The sequence below is a fragment of the Kerstersia gyiorum genome (assembly GCF_048595715.1).
In the GTDB taxonomy this organism is placed as follows: Bacteria; Pseudomonadota; Gammaproteobacteria; order Burkholderiales; family Burkholderiaceae_B; genus Kerstersia; species Kerstersia gyiorum.
Map to the genome: position 1 here is coordinate 2,357,994 of NZ_CP169556.1, position 17,403 is coordinate 2,375,396.

Below are 17,403 nucleotides of genomic sequence, written 5' to 3' on the forward strand. Positions count from 1 at the left end.
TGCGGCTTGCCGTGCCCGTCATGGCCGGGCCTGTGCCGCTGCGACAGGCGCAGGCGCCGCAGTAGCGGCCTGCTCCACCCAACGCGGTTCGACAGCGGTCGAGTAATCCGGCAGGACTGCACCGATGGTGCCCTGCTCTTTCAGGAACGCAGCCGTGGCGGCCAGCGAACGGGCCACCACGCCATCCTTGCCGCCGCCCAGCCATTGCGCAGTGGCTTGCTCCGCTGGAGGCACGAAGGCATACAAGGCGAGACTGGCGGGAACGCGTGCTGGTGTCGCGCCACTCCACTTCGCCACGGCCCTTACCGGCGCGGAATCCTGCGTCCATTGCGCCCGATGCTCACGGTAGTCGGCATCGGCCCCGGCCAGCACCTGCACGAATTGCGCCAGGAATGCATCATGCTTGCTGGCGAAACCATCGCGTACCGCCAGGGCGTCAAACGTCGCCTTGCCGGTGCTGGCGGCCAATTGCCCGGAAGTCAGCAGCACACTGCCATTCTGCTTGACCGACTGCAGCACCGGGTCCCAGATGAAAGTCGCGTCGATATCGCCGCGTGTCCAGGCAGCCTGAATTTCCGGCGGACGCAGATTCAGGATGCGTACATCGCGGGCAACCACCCCGGCCTGCTCCAGCGCCACCAGCGTATGGAAGTGCGTGGTGGAAGCATGCGGCAAGGCAATGGTGTGCCCGCGCAAATCTGCCACGGAATGCACACCGCTGCCCTCGCGCGCCACCAGCGCCTCGGCATCGTTGATATTGGTCAGCACCCAGAAGATCTTGAGCGGCACGCCCTGCGACAGTGCCGCCGCAAAAGGTGCCGAACCGGCCTCGCCGATGTCGATGGCACCAGAAGCCAGCGCCCGCACCACTTCGGCACCACTGCCAATCTTGCGATAGGTCACCTTATAGCCGGTACGGGCTTCCAGTTCGCCGGTTTCCTGGGCGTAGCGCCAGGGCACGATCATGTCCTGATAGCCAATAACGACTTCCTTCTGCTGCGCCGAAGCGGCACCCGCCACGACAGAAAACCCGGCCAGCACGGCCAGCGGCAACACCCAACGGCGAAATCCGGACATGAAACACCTCTTGATTGAATTCCGGCCCGCGCCATGCGCAGGCTACGGAATCTTTTACCGTCAGCACCGACGCACAGGAAATACTCATTCCCTATATGCAAATCCCTGTCCCCCCAACCCTGGCGCATCCGGCTGCGCCCTCAAGGCTGCTGCGCAAATGCGAACCAGTCTTATGTCTTATATAAGACTGTTGCACCTGCCATGGAATAGCCCTACAATAAAGGGGTTAAACCGAGTCCCTTTTTTGCAGGTCTGAAACCATGCTAGAAGCCTACCGCCAACACGTCGCCGAGCGCGCTGCCCTGGGCATCCCGCCGCTGCCGCTGTCTGCCCAGCAAACCGCCGGCGTCATCGAATTGCTGAAGAATCCGCCCGCCGGCGAAGAAGAATTCCTGCTCGACCTGATCACGCATCGCGTGCCGGCCGGCGTGGATGACGCCGCCAAGGTCAAGGCCTCCTATCTGGCCGCCGTGGCCCATGGCAGCGAATCGTGTCCGCTGATCGACCGCGCCCACGCGGTCCGCCTGCTGGGCACCATGCTCGGCGGTTACAACATCAGCGCCCTGATCGAATTGCTGGACGACGCCGAAGTCGGCACCCTGGCAGCCGAAGGCCTGAAAAAAACGCTGCTGATGTTCGACGCTTTCCATGATGTCCAGGAGAAGGCCGAGAAGGGCAATGCCAACGCCCAGGCCGTGCTGCAAAGCTGGGCAGATGGCGAATGGTTCACCAGCCGCCCGGAAGTGCCGGAAAGCATGACCATCACCGTTTTCAAGGTGACCGGCGAAACTAATACCGATGATCTGTCGCCCGCGCCTGACGCCTGGAGCCGCCCGGACATCCCGCTGCACGCGCTGGCCATGCTCAAGAACCCGCGCCCCGGCATCGAACCCGATGAGCCCGGCAAGGTCGGCCCCGTCAAGTTCCTCGAATCCCTGCAAGAAAAGGGTCACCTCATCGCCTACGTCGGCGACGTGGTTGGTACCGGTTCCTCGCGCAAGTCCGCCACCAACTCGGTGCTGTGGTTCACTGGCGAAGACATTCCCTTCGTTCCCAACAAGCGCTTCGGTGGCGTCTGTCTGGGCGGCAAGATCGCCCCCATCTTCTACAACACCATGGAAGATGCCGGCGCTCTGCCGATCGAACTCGACGTATCGCAAATGGAAATGGGCGACGTCGTTGAACTGCGTCCCTATGAAGGCAAGGCCCTGAAGAACGGCGAAGTCATCGCCGAATTCAAGGTCAAGTCGGATGTGCTGTTCGACGAAGTGCGCGCCGGTGGCCGCATTCCGCTGATCATCGGCCGCGGCCTGACCGCCAAGGCGCGCGAAGTGCTGGGCCTGCCGCCCTCCACGCTGTTCCGTCTGCCGCAAAACCCTGTCGACAGCGGCAAGGGTTTCTCGCTGGCCCAGAAGATGGTCGGCCGCGCCTGCGGCCTGCCAGAAGGCCAGGGCGTGCGTCCGGGCACCTACTGCGAACCCAAGATGACCTCCGTGGGCAGCCAGGATACCACCGGCCCCATGACCCGCGACGAGCTGAAAGACCTGGCCTGCCTGGGCTTCTCGGCCGACCTGGTGATGCAGTCCTTCTGCCACACCGCCGCCTACCCCAAGCCTGTGGACGTCAAGACGCACCACACGCTGCCCGAGTTCATCAGCACCCGTGGTGGCATCTCGCTGCGCCCCGGCGACGGCGTGATCCACTCCTGGCTGAACCGCATGCTGCTGCCGGATACCGTTGGTACCGGCGGTGACTCGCACACCCGCTTCCCGATCGGCATCAGCTTCCCGGCTGGTTCGGGCCTGGTGGCCTTCGCCGCCGCCACGGGCGTCATGCCGCTGGACATGCCGGAATCGGTCCTGGTCCGTTTCAAGGGCAAGATGCAACCCGGCGTCACGCTGCGCGACCTGGTCAATGCCATTCCGCTCTACGCCATCAAGCAAGGCCTGCTGACGGTTGCCAAACAAGGCAAGAAGAACATCTTCTCCGGCCGCATCCTGGAAATCGAGGGCCTGCCCGACCTGAAGGTCGAACAGGCATTCGAACTGTCCGACGCATCGGCCGAACGTTCCGCCGCAGGCTGCACCGTGCGCCTGAATAAGGAACCGATCATCGAATACATCAACAGCAACATCGTGATGCTGAAGTGGATGATCGCCAATGGCTACAAGGACGAGCGCAGCCTGGCGCGCCGCATCAAGGCCATGGAAGCCTGGCTGGCCGACCCCAAGCTGCTGGAGCCCGATGCAGACGCCGAATACGCTGCCGTCATCGACATCGACCTGGCCGATGTCCACGAACCCATCGTGGCCTGCCCGAACGACCCGGACGACGTCAAGACGCTGTCCGACGTTGCTGGCGCAACCATCGACGAAGTGTTCATCGGCAGCTGCATGACCAACATCGGCCACTTCCGTGCAGCCTCCAAGCTGCTGGAAGGCAAGCGTGATATCCCGGTCAAGCTGTGGGTGGCCCCGCCCACCAAGATGGATGCCGCCCAGCTGACCGAAGAAGGCCACTACGGCGTATTCGGCACGGCGGGTGCGCGCACTGAAATGCCCGGCTGCTCGCTGTGCATGGGTAACCAGGCTCAAGTCCGTGAAGGCGCAACGGTGATGTCCACCAGCACGCGTAACTTCCCGAACCGCCTGGGCAAGAACACCTTCGTGTACCTGGGTTCTGCCGAACTGGCCGCCATCTGCTCGCGCCTGGGCCGCATCCCGACGAAGGAAGAGTACATGGCCGATATTGGCGTCATCAATGAAAATGGCGACAAGATCTACAAATACCTGAACTTCGACCAGATCGCAGACTACAAGGACGTTGCAGACAGCGTCAGCGTGTAATGCAAGGCCGGTGCCCGCACCGGCTACCTCGCACAAGCCCCCCCTTCGCAGGGGCGGCCTCAAGAAAGCCATGTCCTACCTGGGCATGGCTTTTTTCATATCTGCCTGGATCAGGGAAAAGTCATTCCTATTCATTAACTTATTAATTACATAAACAGATATCTCCATTTGGATATTGTGATTATTCCCGATGCCTGTGCAGGACTGGCCCCATTAGGATAACGGTCATAACCACTTCTTCCCCGCCTGAGTAGAGGCCGGGAGCCGTTTTCCCGAGCATCCGCCATGCCTGCGTTTCCCTTCCCTGGAGCCCATTCGCATAATCTTTCATCGTCCCGCACTGGCATTGGCGCTGGCCGCCGGCCTAAGCGTATTGTCGACGCCGACGCTCGCCGCGTCAGGCAACAATGCCGACATGCTGCTCCACAATGGCCGCATTTATACCGAAAACCCCCAGCAGCCCTGGGTGGAAGCGATTGCCATCAAGGATGGCAAAATCCTGGCCCTGGGCCAGGACGCCGACTTGCTGGTCTTGCGCAGCGCGCAGACCGAGGTCGTGGACCTGCAGGGGAAAATGGCCATGCCCGGCATCGTCGAGGCCCACTCGCATCCGGTCTGGGGCGGGCTCAAGCAGCTTTTTCAATGCAACTTCCCCTTCACGGTAACGCCGGAGGCACTGGCTGACATCATCCAGGCCTGCGTGGCACGCGACGATACTGCCTGGATACGTGGCGGCCAGTGGGATAGCAATTTTTTCAAGACTCACAACATCGAGTCGCCACGCCTGTGGCTGGATGCCGTCTCCGGCGACAAGGCCATCACGCTCACCGATGACACCGGCCATAATGCCTGGGTCAATTCCAAGGCGCTGGCGCTGCTCAAGATCGACGCGAACTTCCAGCCCCCCTCCGGCATGAGCATCGGGCGCGAAGCAGACGGCAAGACGCCCAATGGCGTACTTTACGAAGGAAACAACTACCTGCGCGCCTTCGTTCCGGACTGGAGCGAAAAGCAATACCCGGCCGCCGCCGACTATGCCATCCAGCAATCGAACCGCTATGGCATTACCGGCATCAAGGACGCCGATGCCAGCGAAGCCGTGGTCAAGGCCTATCATGCGCTGGACACCCAGAAGGGCTTGAATGCCAACGTCGCCACGGCCATCCGCATCTCGGGCCAGGCGCACAAGCATCTTTTTGATCCAGCGGAAATCATCCGCATCAGCCAGACCTATGCCACTCCCAGGCTGAAAACCAATTACCTGAAAATCTACGTCGACGGCGTGCCCACCAGCGGCCATACCGCTGCCATGCTGAACCCATATGCCGACGCTGATGCCCACGACCCGCACGCTCTGGGTATGCTGGTGGTGCCGGAAGATGAGCTCAAGCGAGTCGTCCTCGAGTTCGACAAAGCGGGTTATGGCCTGAAAATGCACACCGCCGGTAACCGCGCCATCCGGCTCGCGCTGGATGCCATCGAGGCAGCGCGCCAGGCCAATGGCAAGCCTGGCACCATGCATGAGCTGGCTCACGCGGAATTCATCAGCGCGCAAGATCTTCCGCGTTTTGGCTCCTTGAACGCTGCCGCCGACTTTTCTCCCTATATCTGGTATCCCTCGCCGCTGATAGACGCCATCCGCAAGAGCGTCGGCGACCGTGCCGACCAGACGTTCCCGGCCCGCACGCTGCTGGACCAGCATGCCACCATCATCGCCGGTTCGGACTGGCCCTCGGGCGTCAAGGACAATAATCCCTGGCCAGCCATTGAAGCGCTGCTGACCCGTGCTGATCCTCATGGCCAGCGTGCCGGACAGACACTGAACCCGGAACAGGCCATCAAGCTGGAAGAGGCCCTGCGCATCTTTACCCAGGCAGGCGCCAAGGCCATCGGGCGCGAAGAGCAGACGGGTACGCTGGAAGTCGGCAAGTCGGCCGACATCATCGTGCTGGACCGCGATCTCTTCACTGTCCCGACGGCCGACATCAGCGATACCGAAGTCTTGCTGACCATATTCCAGGGCCGCCCGGTTCACACCGCTACACCCGCCAAGCGCTAAGCCCGATACCCCGTGGCGGACGGGTGCCGGGCCATGGCGACCCCAGCCACCCGTCACGGCCCCGCGCCCAACCCTGTGCCCGACTCGCCGCCATGCCAGCAGCACCCTGCCGGGGCGGCAGTTGCCGTACCGCCCCCCTTGTGGCTAGTGAGTCGGCAATCGCTCCGCCCTTACAGGAAACCGCTCTTACAGGAAACGCTCCATCCAGTGTTGCAGCGGCAGCGGAGGATCCTGCCGCCAGATACGCCTGAACAACAAGCCCAACTCGGCGCTGCCTGCCGTGTCCTGGCTCTCCCAGGCACTGGGCACGACATGCTGCCACTGCCCCTGTGCATCCTGTTCGGCCATTTTGAAGCGGAAAGTGTAGCTGCCCGGTACCCCCATGCGCAGGTCCGTCACCACCAGTGCATTCCCGCGCTGGTCATAGCGCAACCAGCCGTCCGTGAACCAGCGCAGCCGCTGGTGCAAGGGGTCGACCGCCAGGGCCAGAGCCAATTCCTGGTTCAAAGGCTGGCGCAGCAACTCGGGCGGCGCCTGGTCGAACAGGCCGCTGACAGCCTCGTAGTAGCCCCCATCCGGAGTTCGCGCCAATACCCTCCAGAGCAGGGTATTGAACGGCATGGGCACGCCACGCAATTCGGTGACCGCCACCCCACGCGCCTGCAACTCCGCCGAAACCCGGTGTTCGGCCACCATTCGGCTGATGCACCCGAAGCCCAGGTACAGGATGCTGAAAGCCAGGGCGGCCGCCATCAGGCGCCGCGCCCTGACGGTGCAGCCACGCCAGACGCCATACAGCACCGCTCCCAGCAAAGGCAGGGTATAGACGGGATCAATGATGAACACCCCCGCCCAGCTCGCCGGTACTGACTGCAAGGGCCAGAATAGCTGAGTGCCATACACCGTGAACGCATCCAGCAGCGGATGCGTGACCAGCACAAGCCACAAGGTCAGAAACAGGCGCCGCCAGCCATAGGCCGCCTGCGGCCAACGCCAGCGTATCAGGCCCGTCAGTACGGCAGCCAGCCCGGTCAGGACAAACAGGGAATGCGAAAAGCCTCGATGATAGGTCATCATCGACACCGGGTCGGCATACCGTATCAGCACATCCAGGTCCGGCAGCGTTGCCAGCGCCGCGCCATACGCCAGGGCTCGCCGCCCTTGCCATCGTCCCAGCAGGCTGCCCTGCAGGGCACCGCCCAGTACTGCCTGTGTCAATGAATCCATGCCTGGCTTCTCCCGCCTGTCCCAATCCTTGCGCAAGCAGTTGCGCATGCGCAAAACATGCCCGGTGCAGTCCTGCTGCCTGTTCAAGCCGATACGCAGCGGCCCGACGACAAAAAACGGGAAGCCGGCCTGAGCCGCTCCTCCCGTTTTCTATCGGCCAGTATCCGTCGGCCATTGCACCGGGGCGTACCCCGGCCACATTTACTTCATCAAGGCATTGCCCTGGCGCATGGCATTCTGCAGGGCCTCCATCGCCGGACGCTGGCCCGACAAGGCTGCTGTCAGCGCATCGTTGAGCACCACAGCCACCTGCGGGTAGTTCGGCAGGCGGAAACCACGGCTGGCCACGGTGGGCGCGCTTTCAAGCGATGCGATCAGTTGCTGGGTGCCAGGGATGCGGTCATAGAACGACACGTCGGCCGCCAGGAATGCCGCTTGCGTCAAAGGCAGATAGCCAGTTTTCTGATGCCATTCGGCCGCCACCACAGGCGTCGCCAGATAGGCCAGGAACGACGCCGTTGCCGCGTCGGAACCACGGTCATGGCCCTTCAACGCCCACAGGGCGCTGCCGCTGATGAATGGCTTGCCGGGCTGGCTGGTGACCTGCGCGTAATACGGCAGCGGAGCCACGCCGAACGACAGCGTATTGGATGCCAGCAGCTCGCCCAACGCGCCCGAACCGGTGGTCAGCACGCCACAGCGGCCGCGCGCAAATGCCAGGTTGGCTTCGGTATCGGTGGGGAACTCGGTCATCAGGTGGCCACGCTTCCAGCTGGCCATCAACGAGATATGACGCATGTAGAGCACGTCGAAATTCAGCGTGGGCTTGCCCCGGCCCAGTCCGTTGTCCGCCGTGGCATACAGCTTGCCATTGATGGGCGCCAGGTTTTCCAGGTGCACCGTCAGGGGGTCGCCGGTCGCGTAAGCACACTGCAGATCGGTGCGTTCGTAGATCTGGGCCAGTTCATTCTGCAGCTCGGGCCAGGTCCGGGCCGGCTGGGCCGGGTTCAGGCCAGACTTGCGATAGGCATCGAGGTTGTAGAACATGACCGGCACTTCCGCCATGTAGGGAAAGGCCAGCAGGCGTCCGCGGCCATCGCGCACGAAGCTGCTGGCCTGGGGCAGGAACCAGGCCTGATCGCGGATGGGATGCGACGCCAGCAACTGGTGCATGGGCAAGATGGCCGCATGTTCGGCAATGACTTCCGGCGAATGCTGGTCGCTGATCTGCACCAGCTGCGGCGCATACTTGCCGGCCACTGCCATGGCGGTTTCCCGCGCCAGTTCATCTTCACTGCCAAAGCCGCGCAGCACGACGCGTACATCGGCGTTCTTCTTGTTGAAATCTGCAGCCAGCTTGTCGAATTCAGCCTGGTTGCGGCCTGTCAGCGTATGCCAGACCTGTACTTCCTGCGGCGCAGCCCATGCCACGGCAGCGCCGGACACACCCAGCGCCAGCACCAGCGCCTGGGGCAAACGGCGCATCGCTTGCTGCAAACGGCCAGAAAACTCTTGTTTGATACTCATAGATGACTCTGACTTTAAACGCCTAGAAAGGGGAACTCAGGCTCGGGACGGCGGCCGGAAACGATATCCGCCAACGCCCGGCCCGAACCGGCACCCATGGTCCAGCCCAGCGTGCCGTGCCCGGTGTTGAGATAGAGATTGGCAATGCGTGAACGGCCGATGAGTGGCACATTGGAGGGCGTTGCGGGACGCAGGCCGGTCCAGTAGGTGACGTTTTCGAAATCCAGCGCATTGGGGAATAGTTCTCGCGCTACCCGCGTCATGGCGTCGCAGCGCTTGTTATTTAGAGAACGCGAATATCCAGAAAGTTCCGCAGTGCCGGCCATGCGCAGTTTGTCACCCAGCCGGCTGAATACGATCTTGTGGCCGCTATCGGTCAAACTGGCGGTCGGCGCCTGTGCCGGGTCGATCACCGGGAAGGTCGCGGAATAGCCCTTGGCGGGATAAACCATGCAGCGCACGCCGACCGGACGCAACAGTTCGGGCGAATAGCTGCCCAGCGCCACGACAAAGGCATCGGCGCGCACGATTTCATAGTGGCCATCGGGTGCGATAACCTCCACGCCCGTCACCTTGCCCTGCTCGCACAGCAGCCGGGTGATCCGGGTGGAGAAACGGAAATTGACGCCAGCAGCTTCGGCGCGCTGCGCCAGGGCCGCAGTGAACTTGTGGACGTCGCCGCTTTCATCCTCGGGGGTGTAGTCCCCGCCGACGATCAGGTGGCGGCTGTTGGCCAGCGCCGGCTCGATCTGCACGACTTCATCGGCAGACACCACCCGGCGTTCCACGCCGAAGTCGCGCATCATGCCCGCGGCTTCCTGGGAATCGTCGAACTCTTCCTGGCTGCGGTAGAAATTGAGGATGCCGCGTTCGAGGTGGTCGTATTCAATGGACAAGTCGCGCCGCAGCTCCCGCAGGGTGCTGCGGCTGTATTCCGCCATCCGCACCATGGCGCGGATGTTGCGCGGCAACCGCGAGGGCAGGCATTCCCGCAGGAAGGCCGCGCCCCACAACCACTGGTGCCAGTCCAGCTGAGGACGGAACAGCAGCGGCGCGTCATCCTTGAACAACCATTTGAGCAGTTTCAGCGGCGCATGCGGGTTGGCCCAAGGCTCAGCATAGGAAACCGAAATCTGGCAGCCATTGGCGAAACTGGTTTCCTGTGCAGGCCCCGTACTGCGATCGAGCACTTCAACCTCATGGCCTGCCTGACGCAGCCACCATGCGCTGGAAGTGCCTACCACCCCGCTGCCCAACACCACAACTCTCATGCTGTTCCCCCGTCTTACAGGATGCAAACCCTTGCTGCGCCAGCATGGCCGACATGGCCCGCTGGCGCGATGATACAGACCGTCCGTGACTTCAGACGATAATCACTGAGTGTAACGCTCCGGCTGCCATCCCGCAGCCATAAAAAAGCGACAAAACCGCGCGATGATAACGTCGCTGCACGGCAGCATTCCCGATTTACACCCGCAAAGCGGCAAGATCCGCCGCATTGGTGAAGGCGTCCGAAAAAAACTGCGCCTCGGACAGACCGGCGCGGGCATGGAAATCCCGCCGCGCGGCTTCGACCATGGCGGGCGCGCCACAGGCATACACCTGCCAGGCCGACAGATCCGGCAAATCTTCCAGCACAGCCTCATGCACCCAACCGCGACGGCCTTGCCAATTGTCTTCGGGCAACGCGTCCGATACCACCGGAATATAAGTGAGATCAGGCAATTGCTCCGCCCAGGCCCGCGCCCTGGCGTCGTGATACAGGTCGCCCGGACGGCGTCCGCCCCAGTACAACCGAACCTTGCGGTGCAAGCCCTGCGCGCGCATGTGCTCCACCATGGACTGCACCGGCGCGAAGCCAGTACCGCTGCACAGCATCACGATGGGCGCGTCATCCTCTTCACGCAGGAAAAAGGACCCTTGCGGCCCTTCGATGCGCAGAATTTCCTTGAGGCGCATCTGGGTATCGCCCACGCCGAACACATGATCCGTGAACAGGCCGCCAGGCACGTGCCGCAGATGCAGTTCCAGAAATTTCTCCTGGCCCGGCGCACTCGCCATGGAATAGCTGCGGCGCGTACCATCCTTCAGGATGATATCCACGTACTGTCCGGCGTAATAGCGGAAGTTTTCCGTCGCTGGCAACTGCAGCGTCAGAATGGTGACATCCGGCACGGGCCGCTCCATACCCATGACGCGCACCGGCAGCCGACGGATCTCGATATCCGTCGCCAGGCGCACCTGGTGGGACTCGATGACCATATCGGAGGTCGGCGTCACCTGGCAGAAAAGCGTATAGCCGGCGGCGATATCCGAGGCTGGCAGGCTCTGCGCGACGGCACCGCCCGCATCATAGCTGCCGCTGACCACCTTGCCCTTGCAGCTCGAACAGGCGCCGTTGCGGCAGCTGTAGGGCAACACAATGCCCGCCGCGAGCGCGGCATCCAACAGATTCTGCCCCCCTTCTGCGGAAAAGGCATGATTGGCGGGAAGGACGGTGATGTGATGTGACATGAACGGAATGCATCAGGACGAAATGCCCGGACACGAAAACCAGCAGCCGGGCACGACGGACAGCGCAACGGAGGAAACACCCCCGCATGCGTCATAAAAGCTTGATTTTAGACGGTATGTCGCCCCTGCGGCCAGGGTGCGGGCAGGCTGCTCACCGACTCACTTCTGCGTGGCACCTGCCCGCCGCCCCGCCAGGGGAAAGCCATGTCCAGCCTCGATCTCCCCTGCAGACGCTGCCGGGATGTTTGCACCACTTGCCCGTTGCCATGCCCGCAAGCGGTGCATGGCGCACGTTCGCGATATCGGGTTAGCCCCAAATATCTGCAAAGCAACAAATTTGCTTCAATGGGTTGCAAGCCCGCCCGGTGCGCTACCCGCTTCCGGTCTTCCTGCCGCCCGCCCGCACCCCTGGGCACACGGCCAGCACGGATTTCTGTCCCCTTTCATCAAAGCCAGGAGAAATCGCATGCGCAATCCACTCTCCCCCCTCTTTCGCCGCCAAGGGCCGACTCTCAGCATCCTTGCCGCCCTCCTGCTCGGCGGCGCCGTGATTACCAGCCCGGCACAGGCCCAGACGCAATTCGTCAGTATTGGTACAGGCGGCGTCACGGGTGTGTATTACGCCGCCGGCGGCGCCATTTGCCGCCTGGTAAACAAAGACCGCAAGGATCATGGCCTGCGTTGCTCGGTGGAATCCACCGGGGCGTCCGTGTTCAACATCAACACTATCAAAGCCGGGGAACTGGATTTCGGCGTGGCCCAATCCGACGTGGCCTACAACGCCTACCATGGCGAAGAACAATTCAAGGATGCCAAGTACGATAAGCTGCGTTCGGTTTTCTCCCTGCACCCGGAACCCTTCACCGTCATGGCCCGGAAAGAAGCCAACGTGAAATCCTTCGACGATTTCAAGGGCAAGCGCTTCAACGTAGGCAATCCCGGATCAGGAACGCGCGCATCGCTGGAACAGTACCTGGCGGCACGCGGCTGGACGCTGAAGGACTTCGCACTGGCTTCCGAGCTGCGTGCCGATGAGCACGGCCCCGCCCTGTGCGATGGCAAGATAGACGGTTTCATCTATGGCGTCGGCCACCCTTCCGCCAATATCCAGGACCCGGCCACTACCTGCGGCGCGCAGCTGGTGCCCCTGACCGGCCCCGCCGTGGACAAACTTGTCAATGACCATGACTACTTCGCCAAGGTCACCATTCCCGGCGGGCTCTATCCCAACAACCCCAACGACATCGACACCTATGGCGTGCTTGCCACGCTGGTCACCTCCTCGGACGTGCCGGACGAAGCGGTCTATCGCATTACCAAGGCCGTGTTCGACAACTTCGACGACTTCAAGAAGCTGCACCCGGCGCTGGCGCACCTGACACCAGAGGAAATGATCAAGAACGGCCTGTCCGCACCGCTGCATCCCGGCGCGGAGAAGTATTACAAGGAACGCGGCTGGATGTAATGCCCGGAAGCGGCGCCACAACCGGCGCCATTTCCCCGCAGGGGCTTGGCCGGCCCGGCCTCGCCCCTGCCAACGGACCGACGGCACCGGTTCGCAGCAACACAGGAGGCATGCCATGAGCAACACCCCGCAGACACCCTCCACCGATCTCGAGCAACTGGTCGCAGATGCCGACCGCGGCGGCCGCAACGCCGGCGGCCTGGCGGGCGCAGTCCTCGCTATCGGCGCCCTGCTCTGGTCGCTGTTTCAGCTCTGGTATGCCTCGCCCTTCCCCTTCGACCTGGGCATAGGCATATTCAACGATACCGAAGCCCGCGCCCTGCATCTCGGCATCGCCATGTTCCTGGGCTACCTGGCCTATCCTTTCAGCAAACGCTCGCCGCGCGACCGCATGCCGTTCTACGACTGGCTGCTGGCGCTGGCTGCAGCATTCTGCGGCGCCTATCTCTATCTTTTCTATGTCGAACTGTCGCGCCGCCCCGGGCAGCCCACCCAATTCGACATCGTTTCTGCCGCACTGGGGCTGGTCCTGCTGCTGGAAGTCACGCGCCGCGCCCTGGGGGCTCCCATGGCCGTGCTCGGGCTGGCTTTCGTCATCTATGCCATGGCCGGCCCCTACATGCCCGATGTCCTGGCCCACCGCGGCGCCTCACTGGAACGCCTGGCCTCGCACATGTGGCTGACCACCGAGGGCGTGTATGGCGTCGCGTTGGGGGTATCGGTTTCATACATCTTCATTTTCGTACTGCTGGGTTCGTTACTGGACAAAAGCGGTGCCGGCAACTACATGATGCAAGTGTCCTTTGCCTTGCTGGGCCACCTGCGCGGCGGGCCGGCCAAGGTGGCCGTGGTGTCCTCTGCCGTCAACGGCCTGGTTTCGGCCTCTTCGGTAGCAAATGTGGTCACTGGCGGCATTTTCACGATTCCGCTCATGAAAAAAGCAGGCTATGGCGGCATACGCGCAGGCGCCATCGAAACCGCCTCCTCGGTCAATGGCCAGCTCATGCCGCCAGTCATGGGCGCGGCCGCCTTCCTGATGATCGAATACGTGGGCATTCCGTACACCGATATCATCCGCCACGCCATCCTGCCAGCCTCGATTTCCTATGTTGCGCTGTTCTATATCGTGCACCTGGAAGCGCTGAAACTGGGCATCCAGCCCATGATGTCGGCCGGCAAGCCGAAAACCCCGCTGCAAAAGCTGGCCGGCTGGGGCATGGGCATTTCCGGCACGCTGGTGGTCATGGGCCTGGTCTATTACATAGGCATAGGCGTGCAGGCAGTCGCCGGCGCGGCAGCCATGTGGATACTGATAGGGCTGCTGGTGGTCCTGAACGTCTGGCTGCTGCGCATGGCTGCCCGCCACCCCGACCTGCCCACTGACATCAGTATCACCAACCCGCAACGCCCCGAAACCTGGCCCACGGTACGGGCCGGACTGCACTTCCTGATTCCCATTGGCGTGCTGGTCTGGTGCCTGAGCATAGAAGAGCTTTCCGCCGGCCTGTCGGCGTTCTGGTCCGCCGTGGCCATCCTGCTGCAAATGGTGACCCAGCGCCCGCTGACGGCCTGGTTCCGCCAGCAGGCTACCGCCCCGGCATGGCGTCAAGGCGCCTGCGAAGCCATCCTCGGCCTGCAGGATGGCGCACGCAACATGATAGGCATCGCCATTGCCTGCGGCACCGCCGGCCTGATCGTCGGCGGCATCACGCTCACCGGCCTGGGGCTGCGCATGACAGCCTTCGTGGAAATGGTATCCATGGGCAACGTCCTGGCGATGCTGTTCTTCACCGCGCTAGTCTGCCTGATCCTGGGGCTGGGCATGCCGACCACGGCCAATTACATCCTGATGGCCACGCTGATGGCACCCGTCATCGTCGAACTCGGCGCCCAAAGCGGGTTGATCATCCCGCTGATCGCCGTGCACATGTTCGTGTTCTATTACGGCATCATGGCCGACATCACGCCGCCCGTGGGCCTGGCCACCTTCGCCGCCGCGGCCATTTCCGGCGAAGACCCGATCAAAACCGGCCTGCAGGGTGTGACCTACGCACTGCGGACGGCCTTGCTGCCCTTCATGTTCGTGTTCAACCCGATGCTGCTACTCATTGACGTCGAAGGCTGGTGGCAGCTCAGCCTGGTCATCATCGGCGCCACGCTGGCGTCCATGACCTTCGCCGCAGCCACCATGCGCTGGATGCGCATACGCGCCAACCCGCTGGAAGTCATCGTGCTGCTGCTGGTTACCTTCATGCTGTTCCGGCCTGACTGGTTCATGAACCAGCTCTACGAGGAATACCGCGAACAGCCCGCCGCCGACATCTATCAGGTCGCGGCCGAACTGCCTGACAATGGCCGGCTGGTCGCCATCATCCAGGGCTACAACATCGAAGGCGACGAACTCTCCAAGACCGTGGCCGTGCGCCTGCCGGCGCTGCCGGACGATGCCCTGGCAACGACAGGCGGCGTCACCCCGGACAGCGCCGCAACAGCGGCTGCCCCTGCGGCGGCGCACAAGGCGCTGGGCATGCAGCGGCTGGCGCTGGCAGGCTTGCAGTTCATGGAAATGGGCGATACGGTGCAAATCATGAACGTGCGCTTCGGCAGTACGGCGCGCAAGGCCAGCTGGGAACAAGGCTGGGATGTCCGCAGCCTGAAAGTGCCCAACCCCGACCGCCCCTCGCCATTCGTCGTCTACCTGCCTGCCTTGCTGCTGCTGGCGCTGGTCTGGTGGCAACAGGGACGGCGCATGCGCCACGCACCGCCTGCACAAGCGATGCCGTCTCCAGGCAATTTGCGCCGCGCGGGCCGGTGAGGTGACGACAAAATGGTACGGGCCGCCGCGCTGGCCGGCCCGTACCGCGTCAGCGCTGGCGCAGCACACGCCTGGCCAATGCCTGGAGTTCACCGACGATCCCGCGCCGGAATGCCAGTACGCACAGCACAAAGATCGCCCCCATGATGACCGTCACCAGCGAACCGACCTTGTCAGCCAGCACGTTCTGCAACGTCACGATGGTGCTGGCTCCCACAACCGGCCCCAGCAGCGTTCCCATCCCACCCACCAGCGTCATCAGCACCACTTCGCCCGACATATGCCAGTGCGCATCGGTCAGCGTGGCAAACTTGAACACCAGCACTTTGGTTGCGCCGGCCAGCCCGGCAAAACCGGCAGACAGGACAAATGCCAGAAGTTTGTAGCGGGTCACGTCATAGCCCAGCGATATCGCACGGGATTCATTCTCGCGGATTGCCTTGAGCACTTCGCCGAAAGGCGAATGCACGATCCGGAAAATCAACCCGAACGCCAGGACGAAGATCGCCAGCACCACATAGTAGAGGGTGATATCGTTATTGAGGTCCAGGCCCAGTATCGTGCCGCGCGGCACCCCTTGCAGGCCATCCTCCCCGCCCGTAAAGGGCGCCTGCAGGAAAAGGAAAAACACCATTTGCGCCAAAGCCAGCGTAATCATCGAAAAATATATCCCCTGCCGACGAATCGCCAGCAAGCCGATGATCAATCCCAGCACAGCAGCCACCAGCGTGCCTGTTATCACACCCGTAAGCGGACCGAAGGACCAGACCTTGATTGCATGCCCTGCCACATACGCGGCTGAACCAAAAAACGCTGCGTGGCCGAACGACAGTAATCCGGTATAGCCCAGCATCAGATTGAATGCGCAAGCAAACAGAGCGAAGCACAACACCTTCATCATCAGGATGGGATACACCAGCGCCGGCGCGCACAGGCCCAGGATCAGCAGGACAGGATAAAGAAACTGCGATGCCTTCAATTTCATGATGCCTCCTTGCCGAACAGGCCCGCCGGACGCAAGACCAGCACCACGGCCATGATGACGAATACGACAGTCGCTGATGCCTCCGGATAGAACACCTTGGTCAAGCCTTCAATCACTCCCAGCCCCAGCCCTGAGAGAATCGCCCCCATGATGGAACCCATGCCGCCAATCACCACTACCGCAAATACGACAATGATGAGATTGGAGCCCATCAGCGGGCTGACTTGCAGCACCGGTGCCGCCAGCACCCCGGCCAGCCCGGCCAGCGCAACACCAAAGCCGTAGGTCAGCGTCACCATGATGGGTACATTGATCCCAAACGACTGGGTAAGCGACGGGTTTTCAGTAGCGGCGCGCAAATAGGCGCCCAGGCGCGTGCGTTCTATCATGAACCAGGTGAACAGGCACACCGCCAAGGACGCCACAATCACCCAGAGCCGGTACTTGGGCAGGAACATGAAGCCCAGATTGAAGACTCCGGTCAATTGCGACGGAATGGCATATGGCTGGCCGGAAACGCCGTAGGCATCCCGAAACAGCCCCTCCAGGATGAGCGCAAGCCCGAACGTCAGCAGCAAACCGTAGATATGATCCAGCTTATAGAGCCGCCGCAGCAGCGTGCGCTCTATCACCATACCGAACAGGCCTACTGCCAGAGGCGCCAGCAACAACGACCACCAATAATTGATGCCCAGGTAGTGCAAGCCCATCCAGGCAAACATGGCGCCCATCATGTAGAGCGCCCCGTGCGAAAAATTAATGATATTCAGCAAACCGAAAATCACGGCCAGCCCCAGGCTCAACATTGCATAGAACGCCCCGTTGACCAGCCCCAGCAACAATTGCCCCATCAGTGCGGGCAATGGCACGCCCAGGATTTCCATCATG

Annotated in this window: 11 protein-coding genes; 4 read left to right on the top strand and 7 right to left on the bottom strand. The window is 62.4% G+C overall.

Annotation, left to right across the window (positions count from 1 at the left end):
- Positions 1–18 precede the first annotated feature (18 nt).
- On the bottom strand, positions 19–1,077 hold the full coding sequence (tauA, locus tag ACEW7X_RS10435; protein WP_420177175.1) for a taurine ABC transporter substrate-binding protein: 1,059 nt from the start codon (positions 1,075–1,077) through the stop codon (positions 19–21).
- Between the two features lie 260 nt (positions 1,078–1,337).
- Here tauA and acnB point away from each other — a divergent pair, with 260 nt between their 5' ends.
- Positions 1,338–3,923, top strand: a complete 2,586-nt coding sequence (gene acnB, locus ACEW7X_RS10440; protein ID WP_068370621.1) for a bifunctional aconitate hydratase 2/2-methylisocitrate dehydratase — start codon at positions 1,338–1,340, stop codon at positions 3,921–3,923.
- 415 nt (positions 3,924–4,338) lie between these two features.
- Positions 4,339–5,982 carry an amidohydrolase gene (locus ACEW7X_RS10445; RefSeq protein ID WP_420177176.1) on the top strand — a complete coding sequence of 548 codons (1,644 nt, stop codon included), beginning with the start codon at positions 4,339–4,341 and terminating at the stop codon, positions 5,980–5,982.
- A gap of 186 nt (positions 5,983–6,168) precedes the next feature.
- On the opposite strand, the gene ACEW7X_RS10450 is transcribed toward ACEW7X_RS10445, so the two are convergent.
- The 4 genes from ACEW7X_RS10450 to ACEW7X_RS10465 all read right to left on the bottom strand — a co-directional run bounded on the left by ACEW7X_RS10450 (position 6,169) and on the right by ACEW7X_RS10465 (position 11,250).
- A complete protein-coding gene (locus ACEW7X_RS10450) occupies positions 6,169–7,209 on the bottom strand; it encodes a metal-dependent hydrolase (protein WP_257740511.1) in 1,041 nt (346 codons plus the stop codon).
- Between the two features lie 201 nt (positions 7,210–7,410).
- A complete protein-coding gene (locus ACEW7X_RS10455; protein ID WP_068370618.1) occupies positions 7,411–8,736 on the bottom strand; it encodes an extracellular solute-binding protein in 1,326 nt (441 codons plus the stop codon).
- A 14-nt stretch (positions 8,737–8,750) separates the two neighbouring features.
- Positions 8,751–10,007, bottom strand: coding sequence for a D-amino acid dehydrogenase (locus ACEW7X_RS10460; protein WP_068370616.1), 1,257 nt, complete (start codon positions 10,005–10,007; stop codon positions 8,751–8,753).
- A gap of 196 nt (positions 10,008–10,203) precedes the next feature.
- Positions 10,204–11,250, bottom strand: coding sequence for a CDP-6-deoxy-delta-3,4-glucoseen reductase (locus ACEW7X_RS10465; protein ID WP_420177177.1), 1,047 nt, complete (start codon positions 11,248–11,250; stop codon positions 10,204–10,206).
- Positions 11,251–11,716: 466 nt separating this feature from the next.
- Here ACEW7X_RS10465 and ACEW7X_RS10470 point away from each other — a divergent pair, with 466 nt between their 5' ends.
- The gene (locus ACEW7X_RS10470) at positions 11,717–12,715 is read left to right on the top strand and encodes a TAXI family TRAP transporter solute-binding subunit (protein ID WP_127774591.1); all 999 of its coding nucleotides are present in this window, start codon (positions 11,717–11,719) and stop codon (positions 12,713–12,715) included.
- A 115-nt stretch (positions 12,716–12,830) separates the two neighbouring features.
- Positions 12,831–15,530, top strand: a complete 2,700-nt coding sequence (locus ACEW7X_RS10475) for a TRAP transporter permease (RefSeq protein ID WP_253595518.1) — start codon at positions 12,831–12,833, stop codon at positions 15,528–15,530.
- A 49-nt stretch (positions 15,531–15,579) separates the two neighbouring features.
- Here the strand turns inward: ACEW7X_RS10475 and ACEW7X_RS10480 are convergent, their stop codons facing one another.
- Positions 15,580–16,515 (bottom strand): branched-chain amino acid ABC transporter permease, encoded by a 936-nt coding sequence (locus ACEW7X_RS10480; RefSeq protein WP_068370613.1) that lies wholly within the window; start codon positions 16,513–16,515, stop codon positions 15,580–15,582.
- Positions 16,512–17,399 (bottom strand): branched-chain amino acid ABC transporter permease, encoded by an 888-nt coding sequence (locus ACEW7X_RS10485; protein WP_068371002.1) that lies wholly within the window; start codon positions 17,397–17,399, stop codon positions 16,512–16,514. The genes ACEW7X_RS10480 and ACEW7X_RS10485 overlap by 4 nt, the downstream gene beginning before the upstream one ends.
- Positions 17,400–17,403: the final 4 nt, after the last annotated feature.

Excerpts from the sequence above, each read along its gene's own strand:
- tauA (WP_420177175.1), bottom strand. The coding sequence starts at position 1,077 with ATGTCCGGATTTCGCCGTTGGGTGTTGCCGCTGGCCGTGCTGGCCGGG.
- acnB (WP_068370621.1), top strand. The coding sequence starts at position 1,338 with ATGCTAGAAGCCTACCGCCAACACGTCGCCGAGCGCGCTGCCCTGGGC.
- ACEW7X_RS10445 (WP_420177176.1), top strand. The coding sequence starts at position 4,339 with ATGCTGCTCCACAATGGCCGCATTTATACCGAAAACCCCCAGCAGCCC.
- ACEW7X_RS10450 (WP_257740511.1), bottom strand. The coding sequence starts at position 7,209 with ATGGATTCATTGACACAGGCAGTACTGGGCGGTGCCCTGCAGGGCAGC.
- ACEW7X_RS10455 (WP_068370618.1), bottom strand. The coding sequence starts at position 8,736 with ATGAGTATCAAACAAGAGTTTTCTGGCCGTTTGCAGCAAGCGATGCGC.
- ACEW7X_RS10460 (WP_068370616.1), bottom strand. The coding sequence starts at position 10,007 with ATGAGAGTTGTGGTGTTGGGCAGCGGGGTGGTAGGCACTTCCAGCGCA.
- ACEW7X_RS10465 (WP_420177177.1), bottom strand. The coding sequence starts at position 11,250 with ATGTCACATCACATCACCGTCCTTCCCGCCAATCATGCCTTTTCCGCA.
- ACEW7X_RS10470 (WP_127774591.1), top strand. The coding sequence starts at position 11,717 with ATGCGCAATCCACTCTCCCCCCTCTTTCGCCGCCAAGGGCCGACTCTC.
- ACEW7X_RS10475 (WP_253595518.1), top strand. The coding sequence starts at position 12,831 with ATGAGCAACACCCCGCAGACACCCTCCACCGATCTCGAGCAACTGGTC.
- ACEW7X_RS10480 (WP_068370613.1), bottom strand. The coding sequence starts at position 16,515 with ATGAAATTGAAGGCATCGCAGTTTCTTTATCCTGTCCTGCTGATCCTG.
- ACEW7X_RS10485 (WP_068371002.1), bottom strand. The coding sequence starts at position 17,399 with ATGGAAATCCTGGGCGTGCCATTGCCCGCACTGATGGGGCAATTGTTG.